Here is a 19559-nt window from a genome sequence, read left to right as displayed (position 1 = left end):
CCGCCCCGCGCTACGACTCACGCGGTACGGCTACAGTCGCCTCCATGACCAAGTGGGAATACGCGACCGTGCCCCTTCTCGTGCACGCGACCAAGCAGATTCTGGACACCTGGGGCGAGGACGGCTGGGAGCTCGTCCAGGTCGTTCCCGGGCCGAACAACCCGGAGCAGCTGGTGGCTTATCTGAAGCGGGAGAAAGCCGCATGAGCGGAGCCGTCGAGGCCACCCTCGCCGAACTCGGGCTGAGGCTGCCCGAGGTCGTACCGCCGCTGGCGGCCTATCAGCCGGCCGTACGGTCCGGTGCGTACGTCTACACCGCGGGCCAGCTCCCGATGGTGGAGGGCAAGCTTCCGGTCACCGGCAAGGTCGGCGCCGAGGTCACCGCGGAGGAGGCCAAGGAGCTTGCGGCCACCTGTGCGCTGAACGCCCTGGCCGCCGTGAAGTCCGTCATCGGCGATCTGGACCGCATCGCGCGCGTGGTGAAGGTCACGGGCTTCGTCGCCTCGGCCGCGGACTTCACCGGCCAGCCGGGTGTCCTCAACGGCGCGAGTGAACTGCTCGGCCAGGTCCTCGGCGACAAGGGCGTGCACGCGCGCAGCGCCGTGGGCGTGGCGGTGCTGCCGCTGGACGCGCCGGTCGAGATCGAGATCCAGGTGGAGCTGACCGAGAGCTGAGCGAGGGCTGAGCGGAGGTTGGCCGCGGACTGAGCGAGGAGCGCGGGCCGCGTCTGGAGCTACCGCGTCTGGCGCTACCGCGGTTGGCGCTTCCGCGCTCGGTGCTTCGTTGGAGATCCCCCCGGTGCATGTATGTGTGCTGCACCGGGCGGGATCTTTCTGTACGTGGTGCCGCAACACATGGCCTCCAGCGCCTCTCGAACATCCCCGCGCCAGCGCATAGCATCCGGCCATGCCCAATGGTCAGTGGTACCCGCCCGAATGGCCCGTGCGGATCCGGGCCCTCGCCGCCGGTGAGATCACCGCGATGACTCCCCGGCGGGCCGCGACCGTGATGCTCCTGCGCGACGATCCCGCCGGTCCGGCCGTCCATATGCTGCGGCGCCGCGCCTCCATGGCGTTCGCCGCCGGCGCGTACGCGTACCCCGGCGGCGGAGTCGATCCCCGGGACGACGACAGGACCGTCGGCTGGGCCGGCCCCGGCCGTGACGTATGGGCGCGACGGCTCGGCGTCGACGCCGCGTCCGCGCAGGCCATCGTGTGCGCGGCGGTCCGCGAGACCTACGAGGAGGCCGGCGTCCTGCTCGCCGGGGAGACCGCCGACACGGTCGTCGGCGACACCACGGGCGACGACTGGGAGGCCGACCGCGACGCCCTCGCCGGGCACGAGCTGTCGTTCGCCGAGTTCCTCAACCGGCGCGGGCTCGTCCTGCGCAGCGATCTGCTCGGCGCGTGGGCCCGCTGGATCACCCCCGAGTTCGAACCGCGCCGCTACGACACCTGGTTCTTCGTGGCCGCGCTCCCACCGGGCCAGCGGACCAGGAACGTCTCCACGGAGGCCGACCGGACGGTATGGATCAGACCGGCCGAGGCGACGGAGGCGTACGACAGGGGCAAGCTGCTGATGATGCCGCCGACCGTCGCGACGCTGCGTCAGCTCCAGTCGTACGGTACGGCCGACGAGGCGCTCGCCGGCTCCGACGGCCGCGATCTGACGCCTGTACTGGCCACGGCCCGGCTGGAGGGGGAGGAACTGGTGCTCAGCTGGCCCGGCCACGAGGAGTTCACCAAGCGCGTGGAACCGCGTCCGGGCGAGCAGCAGGGCCGGAACCCCGGCCCCAGCCACAGCCCCAGCCCGGATCGGAGCCCGGGGCAGAGCCCGAGCTCCGATCCGAGTCCGAGGCAGAGCCCGAGCGCCCATCCGTATCCGTCCGGAGGTCCCCGATGACCGACGCCGCCGCCCTTCCGGGCCAGCCGCGCGGCGGGGTGCTCTCCGGCCCCGCCACGGCCCGCGCCATCAATGTCCTCGCCCCGAACGCCTCCGCGATGACCCTTGACGGCACCAACACCTGGATCGTCTCGGAGCCGGACTCGGAGTCGGCGGTCGTCATCGACCCGGGCCCGCTCGACGAACTCCATCTCAAGGCGGTCATCGATGTCGCGGAGAGGGCCGGGAAGCGGATCGCGCTGACCCTGCTCACCCATGGCCACCCGGACCACGCGGCCGGCGCGGCGCGCTTCGCCGCGCTCACCCGTACCCCTGTCCGTGCCCTGGATCCGGCGCTGCGCCTCGGGGACGAGGGGCTGACGGCCGGGAACGTCATCACCACCGGCGGCCTTGAGCTGCGGGTGGTGCCCACCCCGGGCCACACCTCCGACTCGCTCTCCTTCCATCTGCCCGCCGACCGCGCGGTGCTCACCGGCGACACCATCCTGGGCCGGGGTACGACACTCGTCGCGCACCCGGACGGCAGGCTCGGCGACTACCTCGACTCGCTCCGCCGGCTGCGCTCGCTCACGGTCGACGACGGGGTCCATACGGTGCTGCCGGGCCATGGGCCGGTTCTGGACGACGCCCAGGGCGCGGTGGAGTTCTATCTCGCCCATCGTGCGAACCGGCTCGCCCAGGTCGAGACTGCCGTGGAGAACGGGCACCGTACGCCCGCCGAGGTGGTGGCGTATGTGTACGCGGGTGTGGACAGATCCCTGTGGCCCGCGGCCGAACTGTCCGTAAGGGCGCAGCTGGAGTATCTGCGCGAGCACGGCCTTATCTGAAGAAGAAAAGGGCTCGGAAGGGATAGCGCGGCGAAGGGCCCCGCCAGGAGGCGGAGCCCTTCGTCAAGCCGGTCCGGTGGTGCCGGCGGTGGGTGTCAGCGGGAGCGCTTCGCGAGGCGCTCCACGTCCAGCAGGATCACCGCGCGCGCCTCAAGGCGCAGCCAGCCGCGCTGCGCGAAGTCGGCGAGCGCCTTGTTGACCGTCTCGCGGGAGGCGCCGACCAGCTGGGCCAGCTCTTCCTGGGTCAGGTCGTGGACGACATGGATGCCCTCCTCCGACTGGACGCCGAAGCGGCGCGACAGATCGAGGAGCGCGCGGGCCACGCGGCCGGGGACGTCGGAGAAGACCAGGTCGGACATCTGGTCGTTCGTCTTGCGCAGTCGGCGTGCGACGGCGCGCAGCAGGGCCGTGGCCACCTCCGGGCGGGCGTTCAGCCAGGGCTGGAGGTCGCCGTGGCCGAGCCCGAGGAGCTTGACCTCGGTGAGCGCGCTCGCGGTGGCGGTGCGCGGGCCGGGGTCGAAGAGGGACAGCTCGCCGATCAGTTCGCCGGGACCGAGTACGGCCAGCATGTTCTCGCGGCCGTCGGGGGAGGTGCGGTGAAGCTTGACCTTGCCCTCGGTGACCACATAGAGGCGGTCGCCCGGGTCGCCCTCGTGGAAGAGCGCGTCACCGCGCGCGAGCGTCGCTTCACTCATCGAGGCGCGGAGCTCCGCCGCCTGCTCGTCATCGAGCGCCGCGAAGAGCGGGGCACGCCGCAGAACGTCGTCCACGTGTTCTCTCCTTGTCGGACCTGCTCAGGGAACTGTGGTCCCCACCTGCGAAGGGACCGTGGTCCCATGATGCCGTACGTACCGCTTGTTCTCGGGTGGCTTGGCATCCCCGGGCTGATTGGCCCGGCTGTCGAAATCCGGTTGTTCGAAACCGTGCGATCAGTCACAAGTTTGACGTACGCGCGTGCCCAACTGTGCCCTGGATGCCGATTCGGGTGGCGATGGGCCGTGGCCGGGGCGGATGTCAGTGCGGGGCTTTACGCTGGCCGGGTGTCCAACTCGCCGGTGACAGCGCAGGCCAAGGGGGCTGGAAGAGTGTCCGCGGAGCAGAATTCCGCTGTGGGCGAACAGCCCTCAGCGAAAGGGAAAAAAGCCGCAAAAGGGTCAACGGGCAAGGCGGTGACCAAGGCCGCGGCGAAGACCACGGCCAAGTCCACGACCAAGTCCACGGCCAAGGCGGCGACGAAGGCGGCGGCCAAGACCACGGCCAAGGCCGCGCCCGAGACGGCCGCCAAGCCCGCCGCCAAGACCACGGCCAAGCCGGAATCGCATCTGGCGATGGTCCGCCGGGCCCGTCGGATAAACCGTGAGCTGGCCGAGGTCTATCCGTACGCCCATCCCGAGCTGGATTTCCGGAACCCGTTCGAGCTGCTGGTGGCGACGGTTCTGTCCGCCCAGACGACCGACCTGCGGGTCAACCAGACGACGCCCGCGCTCTTCGCGAAGTACCCGACCCCCGAGGACATGGCCGCGGCCGTGCCGGAGGAGCTGGAGGAGGCCGTCCGCCCGACGGGCTTCTTCCGGGCCAAGGCGAAGTCGCTCATCGGGCTGTCCACGGCGCTGCGCGACCGGTTCGACGGCGAGGTCCCGGGCCGGCTGGAGGATCTGGTGTCGCTGCCGGGCGTGGGCCGCAAGACGGCGAATGTCGTTCTCGGCAATGCCTTCGGGGTCCCCGGCCTCACGGTCGACACCCACTTCGGCCGGCTGGTCCGCCGCTGGAAGTGGACCGAGCAGGAGGATCCGGAGAAGGTCGAGGCGGAGATCGCCGCGATCTTCCCCAAGAGCGAGTGGACGATGCTCTCGCACCGCGTGATCTTCCACGGCCGCCGTATCTGCCACTCCCGTAAGCCGGCCTGCGGTGCCTGTCCGATCGCCCATCTCTGCCCCTCGTACGGAGAGGGCGAAACGGACCCGGAGAAGGCGCGCAAGCTGCTGAAGTACGAGATGGGCGGCTATCCCGGCCAGTGGCTGAGCCCGCCCGCCGACTACCCGGGCAAACCGGCCCCGGCGCGCGGTGAGTAGGCGAGCGGCCCGCTCCGTATGAGGACACGACACCAACCCGGCGCGCGCGACGCGAGCACGCGACGCGCGCGAAGCACGAAGCACGAAGCACCGAAGCACGAAGCACGAACGAGTGGAGCCGGATGCGGGCGGAACGATCCGGCCGACGGCAGGCGTTGTACGACAGGGGTGCCTATGACGCGAGCTGAAGAGACCTACCGAGCGAAAGAGACCTACGGCGACCCGGCGACGGCCGGCGTCACCGTCTCCACCGACGGGCTGCCCGACTGGCTGATGCCCGTCGTGCGCGCCGCGCGGACCGTCGTACCGGAGGAGCTCAGCCGCTTTCTGCCGCCGGAGAGCGGCGACGGACGGCAGTCCGCCGTCCTGATCCTCTTCGGCGAGGGCGCCCGCGGCCCCGAGCTGCTGCTCATGGAGCGTTCCAGCAGCCTGCGCTCGCATCCGGGGCAGCCCTCGTTCCCCGGCGGCTCCCTCGACCCCGCCGACGGCGATCCCGCCACCACGGGACCGCTGCGGGCGGCGCTGCGCGAGGCCGAGGAGGAGACCGGTCTCGACCCGTCCGGGGTCCAGCTCTTCGGCGTGCTGCCCAAGCTCTACATCCCGGTGAGCGAGTTCGTCGTGACCCCCGTGCTCGGCTGGTGGCGCAGCCCCACCCCCGTCGGCGTCGTCGACCCCGGCGAGACCGCCCGGGTCTTCACCGTCCCCGTGGCGGATCTCACGGACCCGGCCAACCGCGCGACCGCCCGGCACCCCAGCGGCCACCGCGGCCCGGCCTTTCTGGTCGCATCCGCGCTGGTCTGGGGCTTTACGGCCGGAGTGATCGACAGGATCCTGTACTTCGCGGGCTGGGAGCAGCCATGGGACCGCTCCAAGCAGGTCCCGCTGGACTGGCGTGCATGACAGGCTGACCCCCAATGTTCCACCCTTCGGAGGTCCCTGACCGCGGCGGCTCCGCCACCGGTCGCCGGGGCCGCCGGAACCTCCGTACCGACGGCCGGGCGTGGCACCCCGTCGACCGGGCGGGGCGATGGAGACGTATCCGCGAGGCAAGCGAGGCTATTGACGGTGAACGTGCTGGACATCCTGCTGCTGCTCGCCGCCGTGTGGTTCGCGGTCGTCGGCTACCGCCAGGGTTTCGTGGTGGGCATCCTGTCGGTGATCGGCTTCCTCGGTGGCGGTCTCGTGGCGGTCTATCTCCTGCCCGTGGTCTGGGCCGAGATGACCGCGGACTCCGAGGTCTCCACCACGGCCGCTGTCGTCGCGATCGTCATAGTGATCGTCTGTGCCTCGGTGGGCCAGGCCTTCACCACGCACCTCGGCAACAAGCTGCGGCGCTACATCACATGGTCGCCGGCCCGTGCCCTGGACGCCGGCGGCGGCGCGCTGGTCAATGTCGTGGCCATGCTGCTGGTGGCCTGGCTGATCGGCTCCGCCCTCGCCGGGACCTCACTGCCGACGCTCGGCAAGGAGGTCCGCAGCTCGAAGGTGCTGCTCGGGGTCTCCCGCGTGATGCCCACCCAGGCGTCCAGCTGGTTCACGGACTTCTCGTCGGTACTGGCCCAGAACGGCTTCCCGCAGGTCTTCAGCCCGTTCGCCAATGAGCCCATCACCGAGGTGCAGGCTCCCGATCCGGCGCTGGCGGGCAGCCCGGTGGCGGCCCGCGCCCAGCAGTCGATCGTCAAGGTCGTCGGTACGGCGCCCAGCTGCGGCAAGGTCCTCGAAGGGTCCGGCTTCGTCTTCGCCGACCGCCGGGTGATGACCAACGCGCATGTGGTCGGCGGCGTGGAGGAGCCCACCGTCCAGATAGGCGGTGAGGGACGGCTGTACGACGCCAAGGTCGTCCTCTACGACTGGCAGCGCGACATCGCCGTACTCGATGTGCCGAACCTCCCCGCCGAGCCGCTCCAGTTCACCGACAAGGACGCGGCCAGCGGCGACAGCGCGATCGTCGCGGGCTTCCCGGAGAACGGCTCGTACGACGTACGCTCCGCACGCGTCCGGGGCCGTATCGACGCCAACGGCCCCGACATCTACCGTCGCGGCGAGGTCCGGCGCGATGTCTACTCACTCTTCGCGAACGTACGCCAGGGCAACTCAGGAGGCCCGCTCCTCACCCCCGAGGGCAAGGTGTACGGAGTGATCTTCGCCAGGTCGCTCGACGACCCCCAGACCGGCTACGCCCTGACGGCGGACGAGATCCGCGACGACATCACGCTCGGCCGGAACGCCAACCAGCAGGTCGACACCCAGGGATGCGCGCTCTGACGCGTGTCCGAGGAGTCCCGCCCGGCTCGCACCGGGCGGAGCTCTGTGACGTGTCCTCAGGAACGCTGATGGCGCAGCCGGGCCGAGACCCAGCGCGCTCTGCGGCGGAGGATCAGGGAAATACCGAGCCGGGGATCATGGCCCTGCTCGTCGGACCCGCCCCTTCTGTGGATGATCGGCGCAGAGGCCGAGCGGCGGTTGCGTGCTGCGTCACCGTAGTCGTGCGTCCAGCCCATACTTCGACCTGTGCCCCTGGCCCATGGTCGGTAACCGCGCGGGAGAGGGCCAATTGGCCTATGCTCGAGGCATTTGGCTGTTCGTAGGACAAGCGTTCAAAGGGTGACAACCGGGGCGGGCGGCGCGTCGCTCTTCACCGGTCCGTGTCAGCCGTAGCCGACCGCCCGAAGCCGTCGGCGGTCCGGCTCAGCGGTCCGGCTCAGCGGTCCCGCTCGGCGCGCTCCGGCTCAGCGGTCCGGCTCAGCGGTCCGGCTCGGGGTCCTTGAGCCAGTTGATGAGCTCCGCGGAGAACGCGGCAGGGTCCTCCTCGTGCGGGAAGTGTCCCAGACCATCGAACAGCCGCCAGCGATAGGGCGCTTCCACATACTCGGCCGACCCCGCCGTGCTGCGGGTCCGCATCGCCGGGTCGAGTGACCCATGCAGCTGGAGCGTCGGCACCCGCACCGGTCGCTTCATCCGCCGGTTGAACTGGATGCCGTCCGGCCGCGCCATCGACCGCACCATCCAGCGGTACGGCTCGATCGAGCAGTGCGCCGTCGACGGAATGGTCATCGCGCGCCGGTAGATCTCGATCGCCTCGTCGTCGGGCGACCGGGGGCCCGACCAGTCCCGGATCAGCTGCCCCACCAGCGCCGCGTCCTCGGCCACGAGCTGACGCTCCGGCAGCCACGGTCGCTGGAAGCCCCAGATATACGATCCGGCGCGGCTCTGCGAGAAGTCGGAGAGCATCGCCGAGCGCCAGCGGCGCGGATGCGGCATCGAGGACACCGCGAGCCGGCGCACCAGCTTGGGCCGCATCACGGCCGCCGTCCAGGCGAGATAGCCGCCCAGATCATGGCCGACGAGCGCCGCGTCGGGCTCACCGAGGGAGCGCACCACCCCGGTGATGTCGAGCGCCAGATTGGCAGGGTCGTACCCCCGGGGCGTACGGTCGCTGCCGCCCACCCCCCGTAGATCCATGGCCACCGCGCGATACCCGGCGTCCGCCAGCGCGGTCAGCTGATGGCGCCACGTCCACCAGAACTGCGGAAAGCCATGGAGCAGCAACACCAGCGGCCCCTCGCCCATCTCGGCGATATGGAAGCGCGCACCATTGGCCGCCACATCGCGATGGGTCCAGGGACCATCGAGACGGACGGCGGAAGCCGGTGTCGCTCCTGAGGTCCCACCGGAGGGCGTGCCAGGCACCGTGCCGGAGGTCTTGCCGGGGTCGGATTCAGGGGCGGTCATGCAGACGAGCGTGCCACAGACTTGGTGCCTTCCCGGACCTGGCGGGGGTGCGGCTTCACGTTCTGCAGTACCGCCGCCGTCTCCTTGGCCGAGGCGATGGACTTCTCCGGCGGCTTCACCTTCTTGAACTTCAGCAGCGCGAGCCCGGCGAGCAGCCCCGCGAGGATCAGAAACGCTCCGCCCACGATCAGGAACGACCAGGCGAGCCCGAGCCCCAGATTGTGGATCCCGTACGCGGCGGCGAAGCTCAGCACCGGCAGAGAGAACAGAGCGAACACCGCCGCGATCGCGATGGCGGTCCCGCCCGTCACACCCCGCTTGACGTCCTGTCGGATCTCGGCCTTGGCCAGGGCGATCTCATCGTGCACCAGCGCGGACATCTCGGCGGTGGCCGAGGCGACCAGCTGGCCAATGCTGCGGTCGCCGGCGGCGGCTTCGATCACGGTGCCGGTTCGGACTGCGTCGGCGACGTGCTTGCCGGGGTCGCTCATCGGTGACTCCCTCTTCTCGCTCTTCTCGGCTACGGACCGTCGGCTACGAATCCGTTGTCCGATCATGCCGGACCGTCGCCGTCCCCGCGCGCTGCCCCCGCGTGTTCCGCCAGCCGACGGTGCTCGGCGGCCTTCGCCTCGTACAGCTCCGCCATACGCAAGTGGTACGCCGGATCGTCCTGTTCATAGATGTCGGGGACGCCGTCCCGGTCCTCGTCCCGCTCCTCCTCCTCGTACAGCGCACGGTACGTGCGGACCCGCAGCTTCAGCAGTACCCCGGAGAGGACGGCGGCTATGAGAGAACCGGTCAGCACCGCGGCCTTCACCTCGTCGGTGAGCGCGGGGTCCGTCGAGAAGGCCAGCTCGCCGATGAGCAGCGAGACCGTGAAACCGATCCCGGCCAGCGAGGCGAGTGCGAAGACATCGGGCCAGGCCAGGTCCTCGTTCAGCTCGGCCCTGGTGAAGCGCGCGGCCAGCCAGGTGCCGCCGAAGATACCGACCGCCTTGCCGACGACCAGACCCAGTACGACCCCAAGGGTCTCCGGCTGTGTGAAGACCTTGCCGAGCGCACCGCCGGAGACGGAGACCCCCGCGGAGAAGAGCGCGAACAGCGGTACGGCCAGACCGGCCGAGACAGGGCGCACCAGATGCTCGATGTACTCGCCGGGGGAGTGTTTCTCGCCCTCGTTCCTGGTGCAGCGCAGCATCAGCCCCATCGCGACACCGGCGATGGTGGCGTGAACGCCGCTGTTGTACATCAGGCCCCAGATGACCAGCGCCAGCGGGATATACACGTACCAACCGCGTACGCCCTTGCGCAGCAGGATCCAGAAGACGACGAGACCGGCGAGCGCGCCGCCGAGCGCCGCGAAGTTCAGATCACTGGTGAAGAAGACGGCGATGATCAGGATGGCGAAGAGATCGTCGACGACCGCGAGGGTGAGGAGGAAGGCGCGCAGCGCCGAGGGCAGCGAGGTGCCGATGACCGCGAGGACGGCGAGTGCGAAGGCGATATCGGTGGCGACGGGCACGGCCCAGCCACTCAGAGATCCGCCGCCGGTCTTGTTGACCAGCACATAGACCAGGGCGGGCACGATCATTCCGCAGAGCGCGGCGATCACGGGGAGCGCGGCGGCCTTGGGATCGCGTAGTTCCCCGGCCACCAGTTCGCGCTTCAGCTCGATACCGGCGACGAAGAAGAAGATGGCGAGCAGACCGTCGGCCGCCCAGTGCTGTATGGAGAGGTCGAGGCCGAGCGCGGCGGGTCCGATGTGGACGTCGCGTATGGTCTCGTAGCTGTGGCTCAGCGGGGTGTTCGCCCAGAGGATGGCGGCGATGGCGGCGACGAGCAGAAGGACGCCGCCGACAGTCTCCGTGCGCAGCGCCTCCGCGAGATAGTTCCGCTCGGGCAGTGGAAGACGTCCGAGGAACTTGCGGCCGGTGGGTGTGGGCGCGGATATGGGCACGGGGGAGGCCTCCGGTCGAGCTGCGGGCATGACGCATCACATGCCGACCAGACTTCCCGGCGCACCTTGAAAATCTTGTTGTGTTATTTACGCGCTGCCTACTTTACCTGGACGCGCCGATCACCGCGCAGGGGAGCACACAGCGGGGCGCCCGGCATCGCACGCCGAGCGCCCCGCTGCTTACCTCACTACGTACCTATGTACCTACATACGCACGTACCCGCCCCGCTCAGTCCTCGCTGGTCGCGCTGGGCAGCTGGGACTGGATGAGCTCCATGACCGACGAGTCGGTGAGCGTGGTGACATCGCCGAGCTGGCGGTTCTCCGCGATATCCCGCAGCAGCCGTCGCATGATCTTGCCGGAGCGGGTCTTGGGCAGTTCCGCGACGGGGAGGATCCGCTTGGGCTTCGCGATCGGACCCAGCGTGGTGCCGACATGGTTGCGCAGCTCGGCCACGAGACCGTCATCGACGACGGCCGAACCCCGCAGGATCACGAAGGCGACGATGGCCTGGCCGGTCGTCTCGTCCGCGGCACCGACCACGGCGGCTTCGGCGACCTTGGGGTGCGAGACGAGGGCCGACTCCACCTCCGTCGTCGAGATGTTGTGGCCGGAGACGAGCATGACGTCGTCCACCCGCCCGAGCAGCCAGATATCGCCGTCGTCGTCCTTCTTCGCGCCGTCCCCGGCGAAGTACTTGCCCTCGAAGCGGGACCAGTACGTGTCGATGAACCGCTGGTCGTCGCCCCAGATGGTGCGCAGCATCGACGGCCAGGGCTCGGTCAGGACGAGATAGCCGCCGCCCCCGTTGGGCACCTCGCGTGCCTCGTCGTCCACGACGGTCGCCGAGATCCCGGGCAGGGCGCGCTGGGCGGAGCCCGGCTTGGTCTCCGTCACGCCGGGGAGCGGGGAGATCATCATGGCGCCGGTCTCGGTCTGCCACCAGGTGTCCACGATCGGGGTCTTGTTGGCGCCGATGTTCTCGCGGTACCAGATCCAGGCCTCGGGGTTGATCGGCTCACCGACCGAGCCCAGCACCCGCAGGGAGGTCAGATCGAACTTCGCGGGGATGTCGTCGCCCCACTTCATGAACGTACGGATCGCGGTCGGCGCCGTGTAGAGGATCGTCACCCCGTACTTCTGGATGATCTCCCAGAACCGCCCCTGGTGCGGGGTGTCGGGGGTGCCCTCGTACATCACCTGGGTTGCGCCGTTGGCCAGCGGCCCGTACACGATGTACGAGTGGCCGGTCACCCAGCCGATGTCGGCCGTGCACCAGTACACGTCCGTCTCGGGCTTGAGGTCGAAGACGGCGTGGTGGGTGTAGGCCGCCTGGGTGAGATAGCCGCCCGAGGTGTGCAGGATGCCCTTGGGCTTACCTGTCGTACCCGAGGTGTAGAGGATGAAGAGCGGGTGCTCGGCGGGGAACGCCTCGGGGGTGTGCTCCGGGGACTGGCGCCCGACGATGTCGTGCCACCACACATCGCGGGAGTCGTCGAAGGCGGTGTCCTGGCCGGTACGGCGGACCACCAGCACATGCTCGACCTGCGGGCACTTCGCCACGGCATCGTCGATGGCCGGCTTGAGGGCGGTCGGCTTGCCGCGGCGGTAGCCACCGTCGGAGGTGATCACCAGCTTGGCGTCGGCGTCCTGGATACGGGAGGCGACGGCGTCGGCCGAGAAGCCGCCGAAGACCACGGAGTGCGCGGCCCCGATCCGGGCGCAGGCCAGCATGGCGACCGCGGCCTCGGGGATCATCGGCAGATATACGGCGACCCGGTCGCCCGCGCGCACCCCCAATTCGGTGAGCGCGTTGGCGGCCCGCGACACCTCGTCCTTCAGCTCCGCGTAGGTGATCGCGCGGCTGTCGCCCGGCTCGCCCTCGAAGTGGATGGCCACGCGGTCTCCGTGACCGGCCGCCACATGGCGGTCGACGCAGTTGTAGGCGACGTTCAGCTCACCGTCCGCGAACCACTTCGCGAACGGCGGGTTCGACCAGTCCAACGTCTCGGTCGGCTCGGTGACCCAAGTGAGCCGCCTCGCCTGCTCGGCCCAGAAGCCAAGCCTGTCCGCCTCGGCCTGCTCGTACGCCTCCGCCGTCACATTGGCGTGCGCGGCCAGCTCGGTCGGCGGTGCGAACCGCCGGTCCTCCTTGAGCAGGTTGGCCAGGCTTTCGTTGCTCACGACATCTCCCTTTCCCAGGGCGTCCTATGTCCTATGTGTCCCGGGCCTAGCTCATCAGGCGGATGACCGGGTGACAAGGGGCTTCCAGGAATTGGTTTAGACCTGTGTGATGGGATCGGATCCGCCGCCCGGTCACGGGTCCCGGATCCGCTGTCCCGCGTCCGACTGAGATGTGGCCCTCTGAGATGTGGCCCTCCTCCCCGGGATGGTGGGAAGGGGGGCCACAGACTCTCACGGATGCGGTACGAGTTCGGTTCAGGCGCGCGACTCCTCCAGCGTGGTCGGGGCCACCAGGTTGAACACCTCTTCGTCGCCGCGGTCATCGCGAGCCCCGACTCCGTCCGCCAGCAGATACGCCTGGGCCTCGCCGACATGGAAGTACATCCCGTGCAGTTCCAGCGTGCCCTCGGCCAGCCGTCGGGCCACCGACTCATGGGCCCGCAGATGCTCCAACTGCTGGACGACATTGGTCAGACAGAGCTGCTCGACCGCGTCGGCGGGCAGCCGTCTGGAGATCCTCGCCAAGGAGTGCTGACGGCTTCGCATCCGCTCCAGGCTGGGCAGCCCATGGCGCAGCCAGCGCCGCAGCGGGGTCGCGACCCCGTCCGCGTCGGCGGGGGTGTTCAGCAGGGCCTGCATCGCCCCGCATCCCGAATGCCCGCACACGGTAATGGACTCCACGCGCAGGACATCCACCGCGTACTCGATCGCCGCGGCCACCGAATCGTCCGCGCCATCCGCGCCGGGCAGCGGGACCAGATTTCCCACGTTCCGTACGGTGAACAAGTCGCCCGGACCACTGGACGTGATCATGCTCGTCACCAGCCGGGAGTCGGCGCAGGTGAGGAAGAGCTGCGAGGGCCGCTGCCCCTCACGCGCCAGCCGGGCCAGCTCAGCGCGTACCAGTGGGGCCGTATTGCGCTGGAAGGAGCTGATCCCGTTGGCCAGTTGACGGGCCCGGGGCGAACGCGCCACGCCTGCGGACGGGTGCGTCCCTGACAGGTCGGCTGTGCACAGGTCAGCCGCGCACAGGCCGACTGCGGACGGGGCGGCTGTGGATGGGCCGACTGCGGACGCGGCGGCTGAGGACAGGCCGACCGCGAACAGGTCGACTGTGGATGGAGCGGCTGTGCGCAGGTCGGCCGAGGATGGGCCGGCAGCGGGCGGGCCGAGTGTGGGTAGGGCGTCCGTGGGTAGGGCGTCCGTCCGCTCCGAACCGGGCGAGGCGCTCGGTTGCGCGAGGGCGTACTCCCCGCACTGGTGGTTGCGCCATGGCGTCCACGGCGGGCAGCAGCTGGGCGACTCCTTGGCGGGCTCGGTGATCCGGCTGCCCGCCCGGCCGGTGAACTCGGCCGTACCGCCATGGGCGATATGCGCGGTCTGCCAGTCGTGCAGGGCCTCGAACGCCGCATGGTCCATAAAGGATCCGTCCAGCTCGACCACGCAGTCCACGTCCCAGGGCACCTGGTGCAGCACCCGGCTGAGCCGCGGCACGGCGAGGAACGTCAACTGGCCCCGCGCGCGTACGCGATGGACCCCGTCCTCTACCTCGACCGTGATCCGGGTCCTGGTGAGCCGGTGCAGCGCCACCGCGACCGCCACCGCGATCCCGATCACCACGCCCTCCAGCACGCCGGTGAGCACCACGGCGGCCAGCGTCACCACGTACACCAGCATTTCGCGGTTCCGCTGCACACTGCGGAGATGGACGAGGTTCACCATCTGGACCCCGACGACCATCACCAGCGCGGCCAGGGCCGCCAGCGGGATCAGATCGAGCACGGGCACCAGCAGCAGGGCCGCGATGGCGATCCACAGCCCATGCAGCATGGTCGAATTCCGGCTCACCGCGCCGGTCGCCACATTGGCGGCGCTGCGTACGGCGACGCCGGTGATGGGCAGCCCGCCGAGCGCGCCCGAGACGACATTCCCCGCCCCTTGCCCGGCCAGCTCCCGGTCCAGCCGGGCGCGCGGGATCTGGACGCCCGGCGTCTTGCGGGCCGCCGCCAGCTTGTCCACGGCGACCGCGGACAGCAGCGATTCGACGCTGCCGACCAGAGTGACCGTGAGAACGGCCGCGAGCAGTCCGAGCACCGGACCCTCGGGCAGCGCCGGCATGGCATGGCTGCTCCAGGAGGGCAGATCGACACGCTCCAGGCTGACCCCGGCGAGCGCCGCCAGGGCCGTCGTGATCGCCACCGCGGCGAGCGTGCCCGGGATCTTGCGTACGATCCGACCCGTACGCCCCGGAATCCGTGGCCAGGCGAGCAGTACGGCGATGGTCAGCAGGCTCACGGAGAGCGCGCCCGGATGCAGATTGGCCAACTGGGCGGGCAGACCGCGCACATTGTCGACAGCGGAGCTCTGCGGCTTACCGCCGAGGACGATGTGGAGCTGGGCGAGCGCGATCGTGACGCCGATACCGGCGAGCATGCCGTGCACGATCGCCGGGCTGACGGCGAGCGCCGAGCGGGCCACCCGCAGCGCCGCGAGGCCGAGTTGGGCGAACCCGGCGCAGACGGTGATGGCACAGGTGACGCGCCAGCCGAACTGCTGGATCAGATCGGCGGTGACGACGGTGAGCCCGGCGGCGGGACCGCTGACCTGAAGCGGGGCCCCGCCCAGCCGGCCGACGACCAGACCGCCGACCGCGGCGGCCACCAGGCCGGCCTGGAGCGGTGCGCCGGTGGCGAGCGCGATGCCCAGGGAGAGCGGCAGCGCGATCAGGAAGACGGAGATCGACGCGGACACGTCGGCTCCGGCGATCCGGAACCCGCGCCCTCCGCGTCCTTCGCTCCCTCCGGGGCCGCGACGGTGGTCGCGGTCTCCACCTGGCGGTCTGCGTGGCCGTCGGAACTGTGAAATGCGCGTGAACCGGGACACGGTCTCAATGGGAGTGGTCCGGATCGTGGAGTCGACGCGGGCGGTCCAGGACACGGGGTTGGTGGGGGTGGGGATGGCGGCAGTCATATTTCCCGTCTCCTCCGGGCGGCGCGGTCGCAATGTGTGGGGGCGCGGCCGTGGGTCACGGCGTGCAGTGGCGGGGCGTCTTCCTCAACACTCGGTAAATAGATCGTAATGGAGAGTAAAGACTCCGGCACGACTTTCCGGGCAAATGGGGCAATGGTTCACCTGGGGGAGTGATTAGTGATCTTGTACGGCTTGTCGTTTCTTCTTCTCATCGGTCTCAGTGCGACGTTGTCGGCGCTCGGCGCCGTGCCGGCAGTCGCCGCTCGGCACTTCGGTACTGAAACCTGAAGGAAGAGGTGGGCGGATGCTGGCCGCCACAAGGAGAGTCGGCTGGGGTGCCGCCGTCATGGCGCTCGCCGTCGGGCTCGCGGGGTGTTCCGGGTCGCAGGGAGCCAATGACAAGGTCACGAATGGCGCCCCCGGACCCGAGAAGGCCCAGGGAGCCGCTGGGAACGCCGTGCAGCTCATCGGTGACGGCTCAACCGCTTTCACCGGCGCCCAGCCGAATATGCCGAAGCCTGAGCAGCTGAAGCCGGGCCAGAAGCCGCCCCAGTTCGTTGTGTTCTCCTGGGACGGCGCGGGCGAGGACAGCCAGAAGCTCTTCTCCCACTTCCGTGGGGTGGCCAAGAAGTACAACGCGAAGATGACGTACTTCCTGAGCGGTGTCTATCTCCTCCCTGAGGAGAAGGCCGATCTGTACGCCCCGCCCCAGCACGGTCGCGGCACCTCGGACATCGGTTTCAATGACAACGACGGGATCAAGGACACGCTGCGGGAGCTGCGTGCCGCCTGGCGCGACGGCAATGAGATCGGCACCCACTTCAACGGCCACTTCTGCGGCAACGAGGGCGGCGTCGGCACCTGGTCCGTCGACGAGTGGAAGAGCGAGATCAACCAGGCCAAGTCCTTTGTGAAGAACTGGAAGACCAACTCGGGCCTGAAGGAAGAGGCCCCGCTCCCCTTCGACTACGACAAGGAAATGATCGGCGCCCGCACGCCCTGCCTGGAAGGGCAGAAGAACATGATGCGGGCGGCGAAGACGATGGGGTTCCGCTACGACTCCAGCGGCATCGGCGACCAGGTCTGGCCGAAGAAGACGGACAGCCTCTGGGACATTCCGCTCCAGCTGGTCCCGGTGCCGGGGCGTGACTTCGAGACGCTCTCGATGGACTACAACTTCATGTTCAACCAGTCAGGAACGGTCAACGGCGATCCTTCGCAGCACGCGTACTGGGGCAACCAGATGCGTGACGGTCTGCTGGAAGCCTTCGACCGGGCCTACAACGGGAACCGCGCGCCGCTGATCATCGGCAACCACTTCGAGTCCTGGAACGGCGGCACGTACATGACCGCCGTCGAGGACACGATCAAGACGGTCTGCGTCCAGAAGGACGTGCGGTGCGTGACGTTCCGCCAGCTCACCGACTGGCTGGACGCGCAGGACCCGCAGACCCTGGAGAAGTACCGGGGCCTGGGCGTCGGCAAGGCACCCAAGGGCGGCTGGACGGCGCTCGCGGCCGCCCCCGCGAGCAAGAGCCCGTCCCCGCCCGCCCGCCCGGCCGACCACTCCGAAAAGCACTGACGGCGCTGCCGGCGGAACGGGGGCGGACGCGCTTCGACGTTCCTGGTTCAGGACGGCTGGGGTACGGCGAGTGTTTCGCTGAGGACGAAGGCGGGGTCGACCTGCGCGGCGAGGCAGATTCCTCCTTCTGCGTTCCTCGCACCGGTCGGCGCCAGGGCGCCTTCCGGGCTTCGGGACGCGGCGTCGGACTCCGTCCGCCGGCTGGGCTGAGGCATGGGGTTCAGGACGGCTGGGGTACGGCGAGTGCTTCGCTGAGGACGAAGGCGGGGTCGACCTGCGCGGCGAGGTCGACACCCGTCTTCGCGTTGCCCCAGCTCTCCGCGTTCCTGAGGTGGAAGTGGACCATCTGCCGTGTGTACCGCTCCCAGTCGCGTTGCTCGTACGAGTCCTCCGCCGCGTCCTGGAGGGTCTGGAGCGCGCAGCGGTTGTCCGCCTCCAGGAGCTCGAAACGGATCGGCCGGCCCTTTTCCATCGCACGGACCCAGTCGGAGTGGCCCACGGTGACGAGCAGGTCCTCGCCCACCTCCTCGCGCAGGAAGTCCAGATCGTCCCTGCCCTGGACCTTGTTGCCGATGACCTTCAGCGAGACGCCGAAGTCCCGCGCGTACTCCTTGTACTGGCGGTATACGGACACGCCCTTCCGCGTCGGCTCCGCCACCAGGAACGTCATGTCGAACCGGGTGAACATCCCGGAGGCGAACGAGTCCGAGCCCGCCGTCATATCGACCACCACGTACTCGTCCGGGCCGTCGACCAGATGATTGAGGCACAGCTCGACCGCGCCGACCTTGGAGTGGTAGCAGCTCACCCCCAGATCGGACTCGGTGAAGGGGCCGGTCGCCATCAGCCGGATCTCGCCATCGTCCAGTTGGACGGTACGGGCGCACGCCTCGTACACGGGGTTGTTCTCGCCGACCCGGAGGAGCCGCGACCCCTCACCCGGCGGTGTCGTCTTGATCATCGCCTCGGCCGACGGAATCCGCGGATTGCTGCCCCGCAGATAGTCCTTGATCAACGGAAGATGCGCGCCCATCGCGGGCAGCGCGGCGGCTTCCGTCTCGTCGAGGCCGAGCGCGGCCCCGAGATGCTGGTTGATGTCGGCGTCCACCGCGACGACGGTGGCCTCGTTGGCGGTCAGATGACGGATGAAGAGCGAGGACAGCGTGGTCTTGCCGCTGCCGCCCTTGCCCACGAAAGCGATCTTCATGTTCACCTAGAGTAGTGGCAATCTCGCTCAAGGTGAGGTGATTGAGTGAGGAAGACCACTCCAAGGTGGGGCGCGCGGCACGGGCGCGTAGCCTCCCTACTTATGAGTACGACCTCTGACGCCTCTTTCGCGCCTCGGCCGGACGACCCCCTGCTCGCGCTGGCCTCCCTGCCGGGGGTGCCCGACGCGGTGGATTCCGTGCGCAGGGCGGTCGACCGCGTCTACGGCCACCGCGTGATGCGCCGCCGCAGCAATGAGGTCACCTCCGAGGCGGCCCTGCGTGCGGCACGCGGCTCCGCGGCGCTGTCCGGTGCCGACTGGGCGCTCGAAGAGGTGCGGCGGCGCAGCGACTTCGGTTATGAGGCCGAGGCCCGTACGGTCGGCGCGGCGCTCCGGCTGAACGCCGAGGCGGGCCAACTCCTCTCCATCTGGGGGCAGTCGCCGCTGCGCGTGCTCGCCAGACTGCATCTGGTGGCGGCCGGGGGCGCGGGTGTCACGGACGAGACCGTGGGACGCCCCCGGCTGGCGGGCGAGCCGGTCGTGGAGGCGCCCGGGGGTGATGTGCCGGAACCACTGACCAAGGCTCCACTGCCGGAGGCCGACGAGGTGGCCGGGCGGCTGGAGGGGCTGTCGCGGCTGGTGGTCGCGCCGAGCAGGGCGCCGGCCCTGGTGACGGCGGCGGTGGTGCATGGCGAGCTGCTGGCGCTGCGCCCCTTCGGCTCGTACAACGGGCTGGTGGCGCGGGCGGCCGAGCGTGTGGTGCTGATCGGCAGCGGCCTGGACCCCAAGTCGGTCTGCCCGGCGGAGGTGGGTCACGCCGAGCTGGGGCGCGCGGCGTACGCCGCTGCCTTTGACGGGTATGTGTCGGGCACTCAGGAGGGCATGACCGCGTGGATCACCCACTGCGGTCGGGCGATCGAACTGGGTGTACGTGAGTCGACCGCCGTCTGTGAGGCACTTCAGCGGGGCGCGGCCTGAGCGGAGGTCGTCCGAGCGGATATGGCCCGGGGGAAAGTGGCCTGAACAGGGTTGCGGCGGCGCCTCATTGGCACCGCCGCTGGCATGTCCACCGAGTTACCAAGCGTCCTCGTTGTGTTGCCCATCAGGTCGGGTACTTCGCCCGTCA

At 69.6% G+C, this 19559-nt stretch carries 18 protein-coding genes; 9 read left to right on the top strand and 9 right to left on the bottom strand.

Going from position 1 to position 19559, the window contains the following annotated elements; genetic code table 11:
* The first annotated feature begins 44 nt into the window (after nt 1–44).
* From AB0M67_RS27460 to AB0M67_RS27445, 4 genes are all read left to right on the top strand, one after another.
* A complete protein-coding gene (locus AB0M67_RS27460; protein ID WP_014178397.1) occupies nt 45–206 on the top strand; it encodes a DUF4177 domain-containing protein in 162 nt (53 codons plus the stop codon).
* Complete coding sequence (locus AB0M67_RS27455; protein WP_365749659.1) at nt 203–673, top strand: RidA family protein; 471 nt, start codon at nt 203–205, stop codon at nt 671–673. The genes AB0M67_RS27460 and AB0M67_RS27455 overlap by 4 nt, the downstream gene beginning before the upstream one ends.
* A gap of 232 nt (nt 674–905) precedes the next feature.
* Entirely contained in the window at nt 906–1901 is a 996-nt protein-coding gene (locus tag AB0M67_RS27450; RefSeq protein WP_365749657.1) for an NUDIX hydrolase, read from the top strand.
* Nucleotides 1898–2728, top strand: a complete 831-nt coding sequence (locus AB0M67_RS27445; RefSeq protein WP_365749655.1) for an MBL fold metallo-hydrolase — start codon at nt 1898–1900, stop codon at nt 2726–2728. The genes AB0M67_RS27450 and AB0M67_RS27445 overlap by 4 nt, the downstream gene beginning before the upstream one ends.
* Before the next feature lie 95 nt (nt 2729–2823).
* On the opposite strand, the gene AB0M67_RS27440 is transcribed toward AB0M67_RS27445, so the two are convergent.
* The gene (locus tag AB0M67_RS27440) at nt 2824–3498 is read right to left on the bottom strand and encodes a Crp/Fnr family transcriptional regulator (RefSeq protein ID WP_030353254.1); all 675 of its coding nucleotides are present in this window, start codon (nt 3496–3498) and stop codon (nt 2824–2826) included.
* A gap of 315 nt (nt 3499–3813) precedes the next feature.
* On the opposite strand from AB0M67_RS27440, the gene nth reads away from it, so the two are divergent.
* From nth to AB0M67_RS27425, 3 genes are all read left to right on the top strand, one after another.
* On the top strand, nt 3814–4800 hold the full coding sequence (gene nth, locus AB0M67_RS27435) for an endonuclease III (RefSeq protein WP_365749654.1): 987 nt from the start codon (nt 3814–3816) through the stop codon (nt 4798–4800).
* Between the two features lie 174 nt (nt 4801–4974).
* Entirely contained in the window at nt 4975–5700 is a 726-nt protein-coding gene (locus AB0M67_RS27430) for a CoA pyrophosphatase (RefSeq protein WP_365749651.1), read from the top strand.
* Nucleotides 5701–5865: 165 nt separating this feature from the next.
* Nucleotides 5866–7065: a MarP family serine protease gene (locus AB0M67_RS27425; RefSeq protein WP_365749649.1), complete on the top strand. Its 1200-nt coding sequence runs from the start codon at nt 5866–5868 to the stop codon at nt 7063–7065.
* Nucleotides 7066–7121: 56 nt separating this feature from the next.
* Here AB0M67_RS27425 and AB0M67_RS27420 read toward each other — a convergent pair whose 3' ends face one another.
* The 6 genes from AB0M67_RS27420 to AB0M67_RS27395 all read right to left on the bottom strand — a co-directional run bounded on the left by AB0M67_RS27420 (nt 7122) and on the right by AB0M67_RS27395 (nt 15644).
* On the bottom strand, nt 7122–7301 hold the full coding sequence (locus tag AB0M67_RS27420) for a hypothetical protein (protein ID WP_365749647.1): 180 nt from the start codon (nt 7299–7301) through the stop codon (nt 7122–7124).
* Between the two features lie 241 nt (nt 7302–7542).
* On the bottom strand, nt 7543–8532 hold the full coding sequence (locus AB0M67_RS27415) for an alpha/beta hydrolase (protein WP_365749645.1): 990 nt from the start codon (nt 8530–8532) through the stop codon (nt 7543–7545).
* Entirely contained in the window at nt 8529–9023 is a 495-nt protein-coding gene (locus tag AB0M67_RS27410) for a phage holin family protein (RefSeq protein WP_365749643.1), read from the bottom strand. The genes AB0M67_RS27415 and AB0M67_RS27410 overlap by 4 nt, the downstream gene beginning before the upstream one ends.
* Before the next feature lie 62 nt (nt 9024–9085).
* Nucleotides 9086–10483 (bottom strand): Na+/H+ antiporter NhaA, encoded by a 1398-nt coding sequence (nhaA, locus tag AB0M67_RS27405; protein ID WP_365749764.1) that lies wholly within the window; start codon nt 10481–10483, stop codon nt 9086–9088.
* A 235-nt stretch (nt 10484–10718) separates the two neighbouring features.
* Nucleotides 10719–12674 carry an acetate--CoA ligase gene (gene acs / locus AB0M67_RS27400; RefSeq protein WP_365749640.1) on the bottom strand — a complete coding sequence of 652 codons (1956 nt, stop codon included), beginning with the start codon at nt 12672–12674 and terminating at the stop codon, nt 10719–10721.
* A 255-nt stretch (nt 12675–12929) separates the two neighbouring features.
* Entirely contained in the window at nt 12930–15644 is a 2715-nt protein-coding gene (locus tag AB0M67_RS27395) for a SulP family inorganic anion transporter (protein WP_365749639.1), read from the bottom strand.
* 304 nt (nt 15645–15948) lie between these two features.
* Here AB0M67_RS27395 and AB0M67_RS27390 point away from each other — a divergent pair, with 304 nt between their 5' ends.
* The gene (locus AB0M67_RS27390; RefSeq protein ID WP_365749638.1) at nt 15949–17226 is read left to right on the top strand and encodes a hypothetical protein; all 1278 of its coding nucleotides are present in this window, start codon (nt 15949–15951) and stop codon (nt 17224–17226) included.
* 47 nt (nt 17227–17273) lie between these two features.
* Here the strand turns inward: AB0M67_RS27390 and AB0M67_RS27385 are convergent, their stop codons facing one another.
* Complete coding sequence (locus tag AB0M67_RS27385) at nt 17274–17441, bottom strand: hypothetical protein (RefSeq protein ID WP_365749636.1); 168 nt, start codon at nt 17439–17441, stop codon at nt 17274–17276.
* Nucleotides 17442–17446: 5 nt separating this feature from the next.
* Nucleotides 17447–18433: an ATP-binding protein gene (locus AB0M67_RS27380; protein WP_365749635.1), complete on the bottom strand. Its 987-nt coding sequence runs from the start codon at nt 18431–18433 to the stop codon at nt 17447–17449.
* A gap of 102 nt (nt 18434–18535) precedes the next feature.
* Between AB0M67_RS27380 and AB0M67_RS27375 the strand changes: the two genes are divergently transcribed.
* On the top strand, nt 18536–19411 hold the full coding sequence (locus AB0M67_RS27375) for an oxidoreductase (protein WP_365749633.1): 876 nt from the start codon (nt 18536–18538) through the stop codon (nt 19409–19411).
* Nucleotides 19412–19559 lie beyond the last annotated feature (148 nt).

It is taken from the genome of Streptomyces sp. NPDC051662 (genome assembly GCF_040681655.1).
Classification (GTDB): Bacteria; Actinomycetota; Actinomycetes; order Streptomycetales; family Streptomycetaceae; genus Streptomyces.
The sequence above is the reverse complement of the archived record's forward strand: the minus strand, read 5'-3'. Positions and strand labels throughout refer to the sequence as shown.

Bases quoted from the DNA above. Each gene is read 5' to 3' on its own strand.
- AB0M67_RS27415 (WP_365749645.1), bottom strand. From the start codon at position 8,532: ATGACCGCCCCTGAATCCGACCCCGGCAAGACCTCCGGCACGGTGCCT.
- AB0M67_RS27420 (WP_365749647.1), bottom strand. From the start codon at position 7,301: ATGGGCTGGACGCACGACTACGGTGACGCAGCACGCAACCGCCGCTCG.
- AB0M67_RS27395 (WP_365749639.1), bottom strand. From the start codon at position 15,644: ATGACTGCCGCCATCCCCACCCCCACCAACCCCGTGTCCTGGACCGCC.
- AB0M67_RS27460 (WP_014178397.1), top strand. From the start codon at position 45: ATGACCAAGTGGGAATACGCGACCGTGCCCCTTCTCGTGCACGCGACC.
- AB0M67_RS27430 (WP_365749651.1), top strand. From the start codon at position 4,975: ATGACGCGAGCTGAAGAGACCTACCGAGCGAAAGAGACCTACGGCGAC.
- AB0M67_RS27450 (WP_365749657.1), top strand. From the start codon at position 906: ATGCCCAATGGTCAGTGGTACCCGCCCGAATGGCCCGTGCGGATCCGG.
- AB0M67_RS27375 (WP_365749633.1), top strand. From the start codon at position 18,536: ATGAGTACGACCTCTGACGCCTCTTTCGCGCCTCGGCCGGACGACCCC.
- AB0M67_RS27390 (WP_365749638.1), top strand. From the start codon at position 15,949: ATGCTGGCCGCCACAAGGAGAGTCGGCTGGGGTGCCGCCGTCATGGCG.
- AB0M67_RS27410 (WP_365749643.1), bottom strand. From the start codon at position 9,023: ATGAGCGACCCCGGCAAGCACGTCGCCGACGCAGTCCGAACCGGCACC.
- AB0M67_RS27445 (WP_365749655.1), top strand. From the start codon at position 1,898: ATGACCGACGCCGCCGCCCTTCCGGGCCAGCCGCGCGGCGGGGTGCTC.
- AB0M67_RS27380 (WP_365749635.1), bottom strand. From the start codon at position 18,433: ATGAAGATCGCTTTCGTGGGCAAGGGCGGCAGCGGCAAGACCACGCTG.
- AB0M67_RS27455 (WP_365749659.1), top strand. From the start codon at position 203: ATGAGCGGAGCCGTCGAGGCCACCCTCGCCGAACTCGGGCTGAGGCTG.
- AB0M67_RS27385 (WP_365749636.1), bottom strand. From the start codon at position 17,441: ATGCCTCAGCCCAGCCGGCGGACGGAGTCCGACGCCGCGTCCCGAAGC.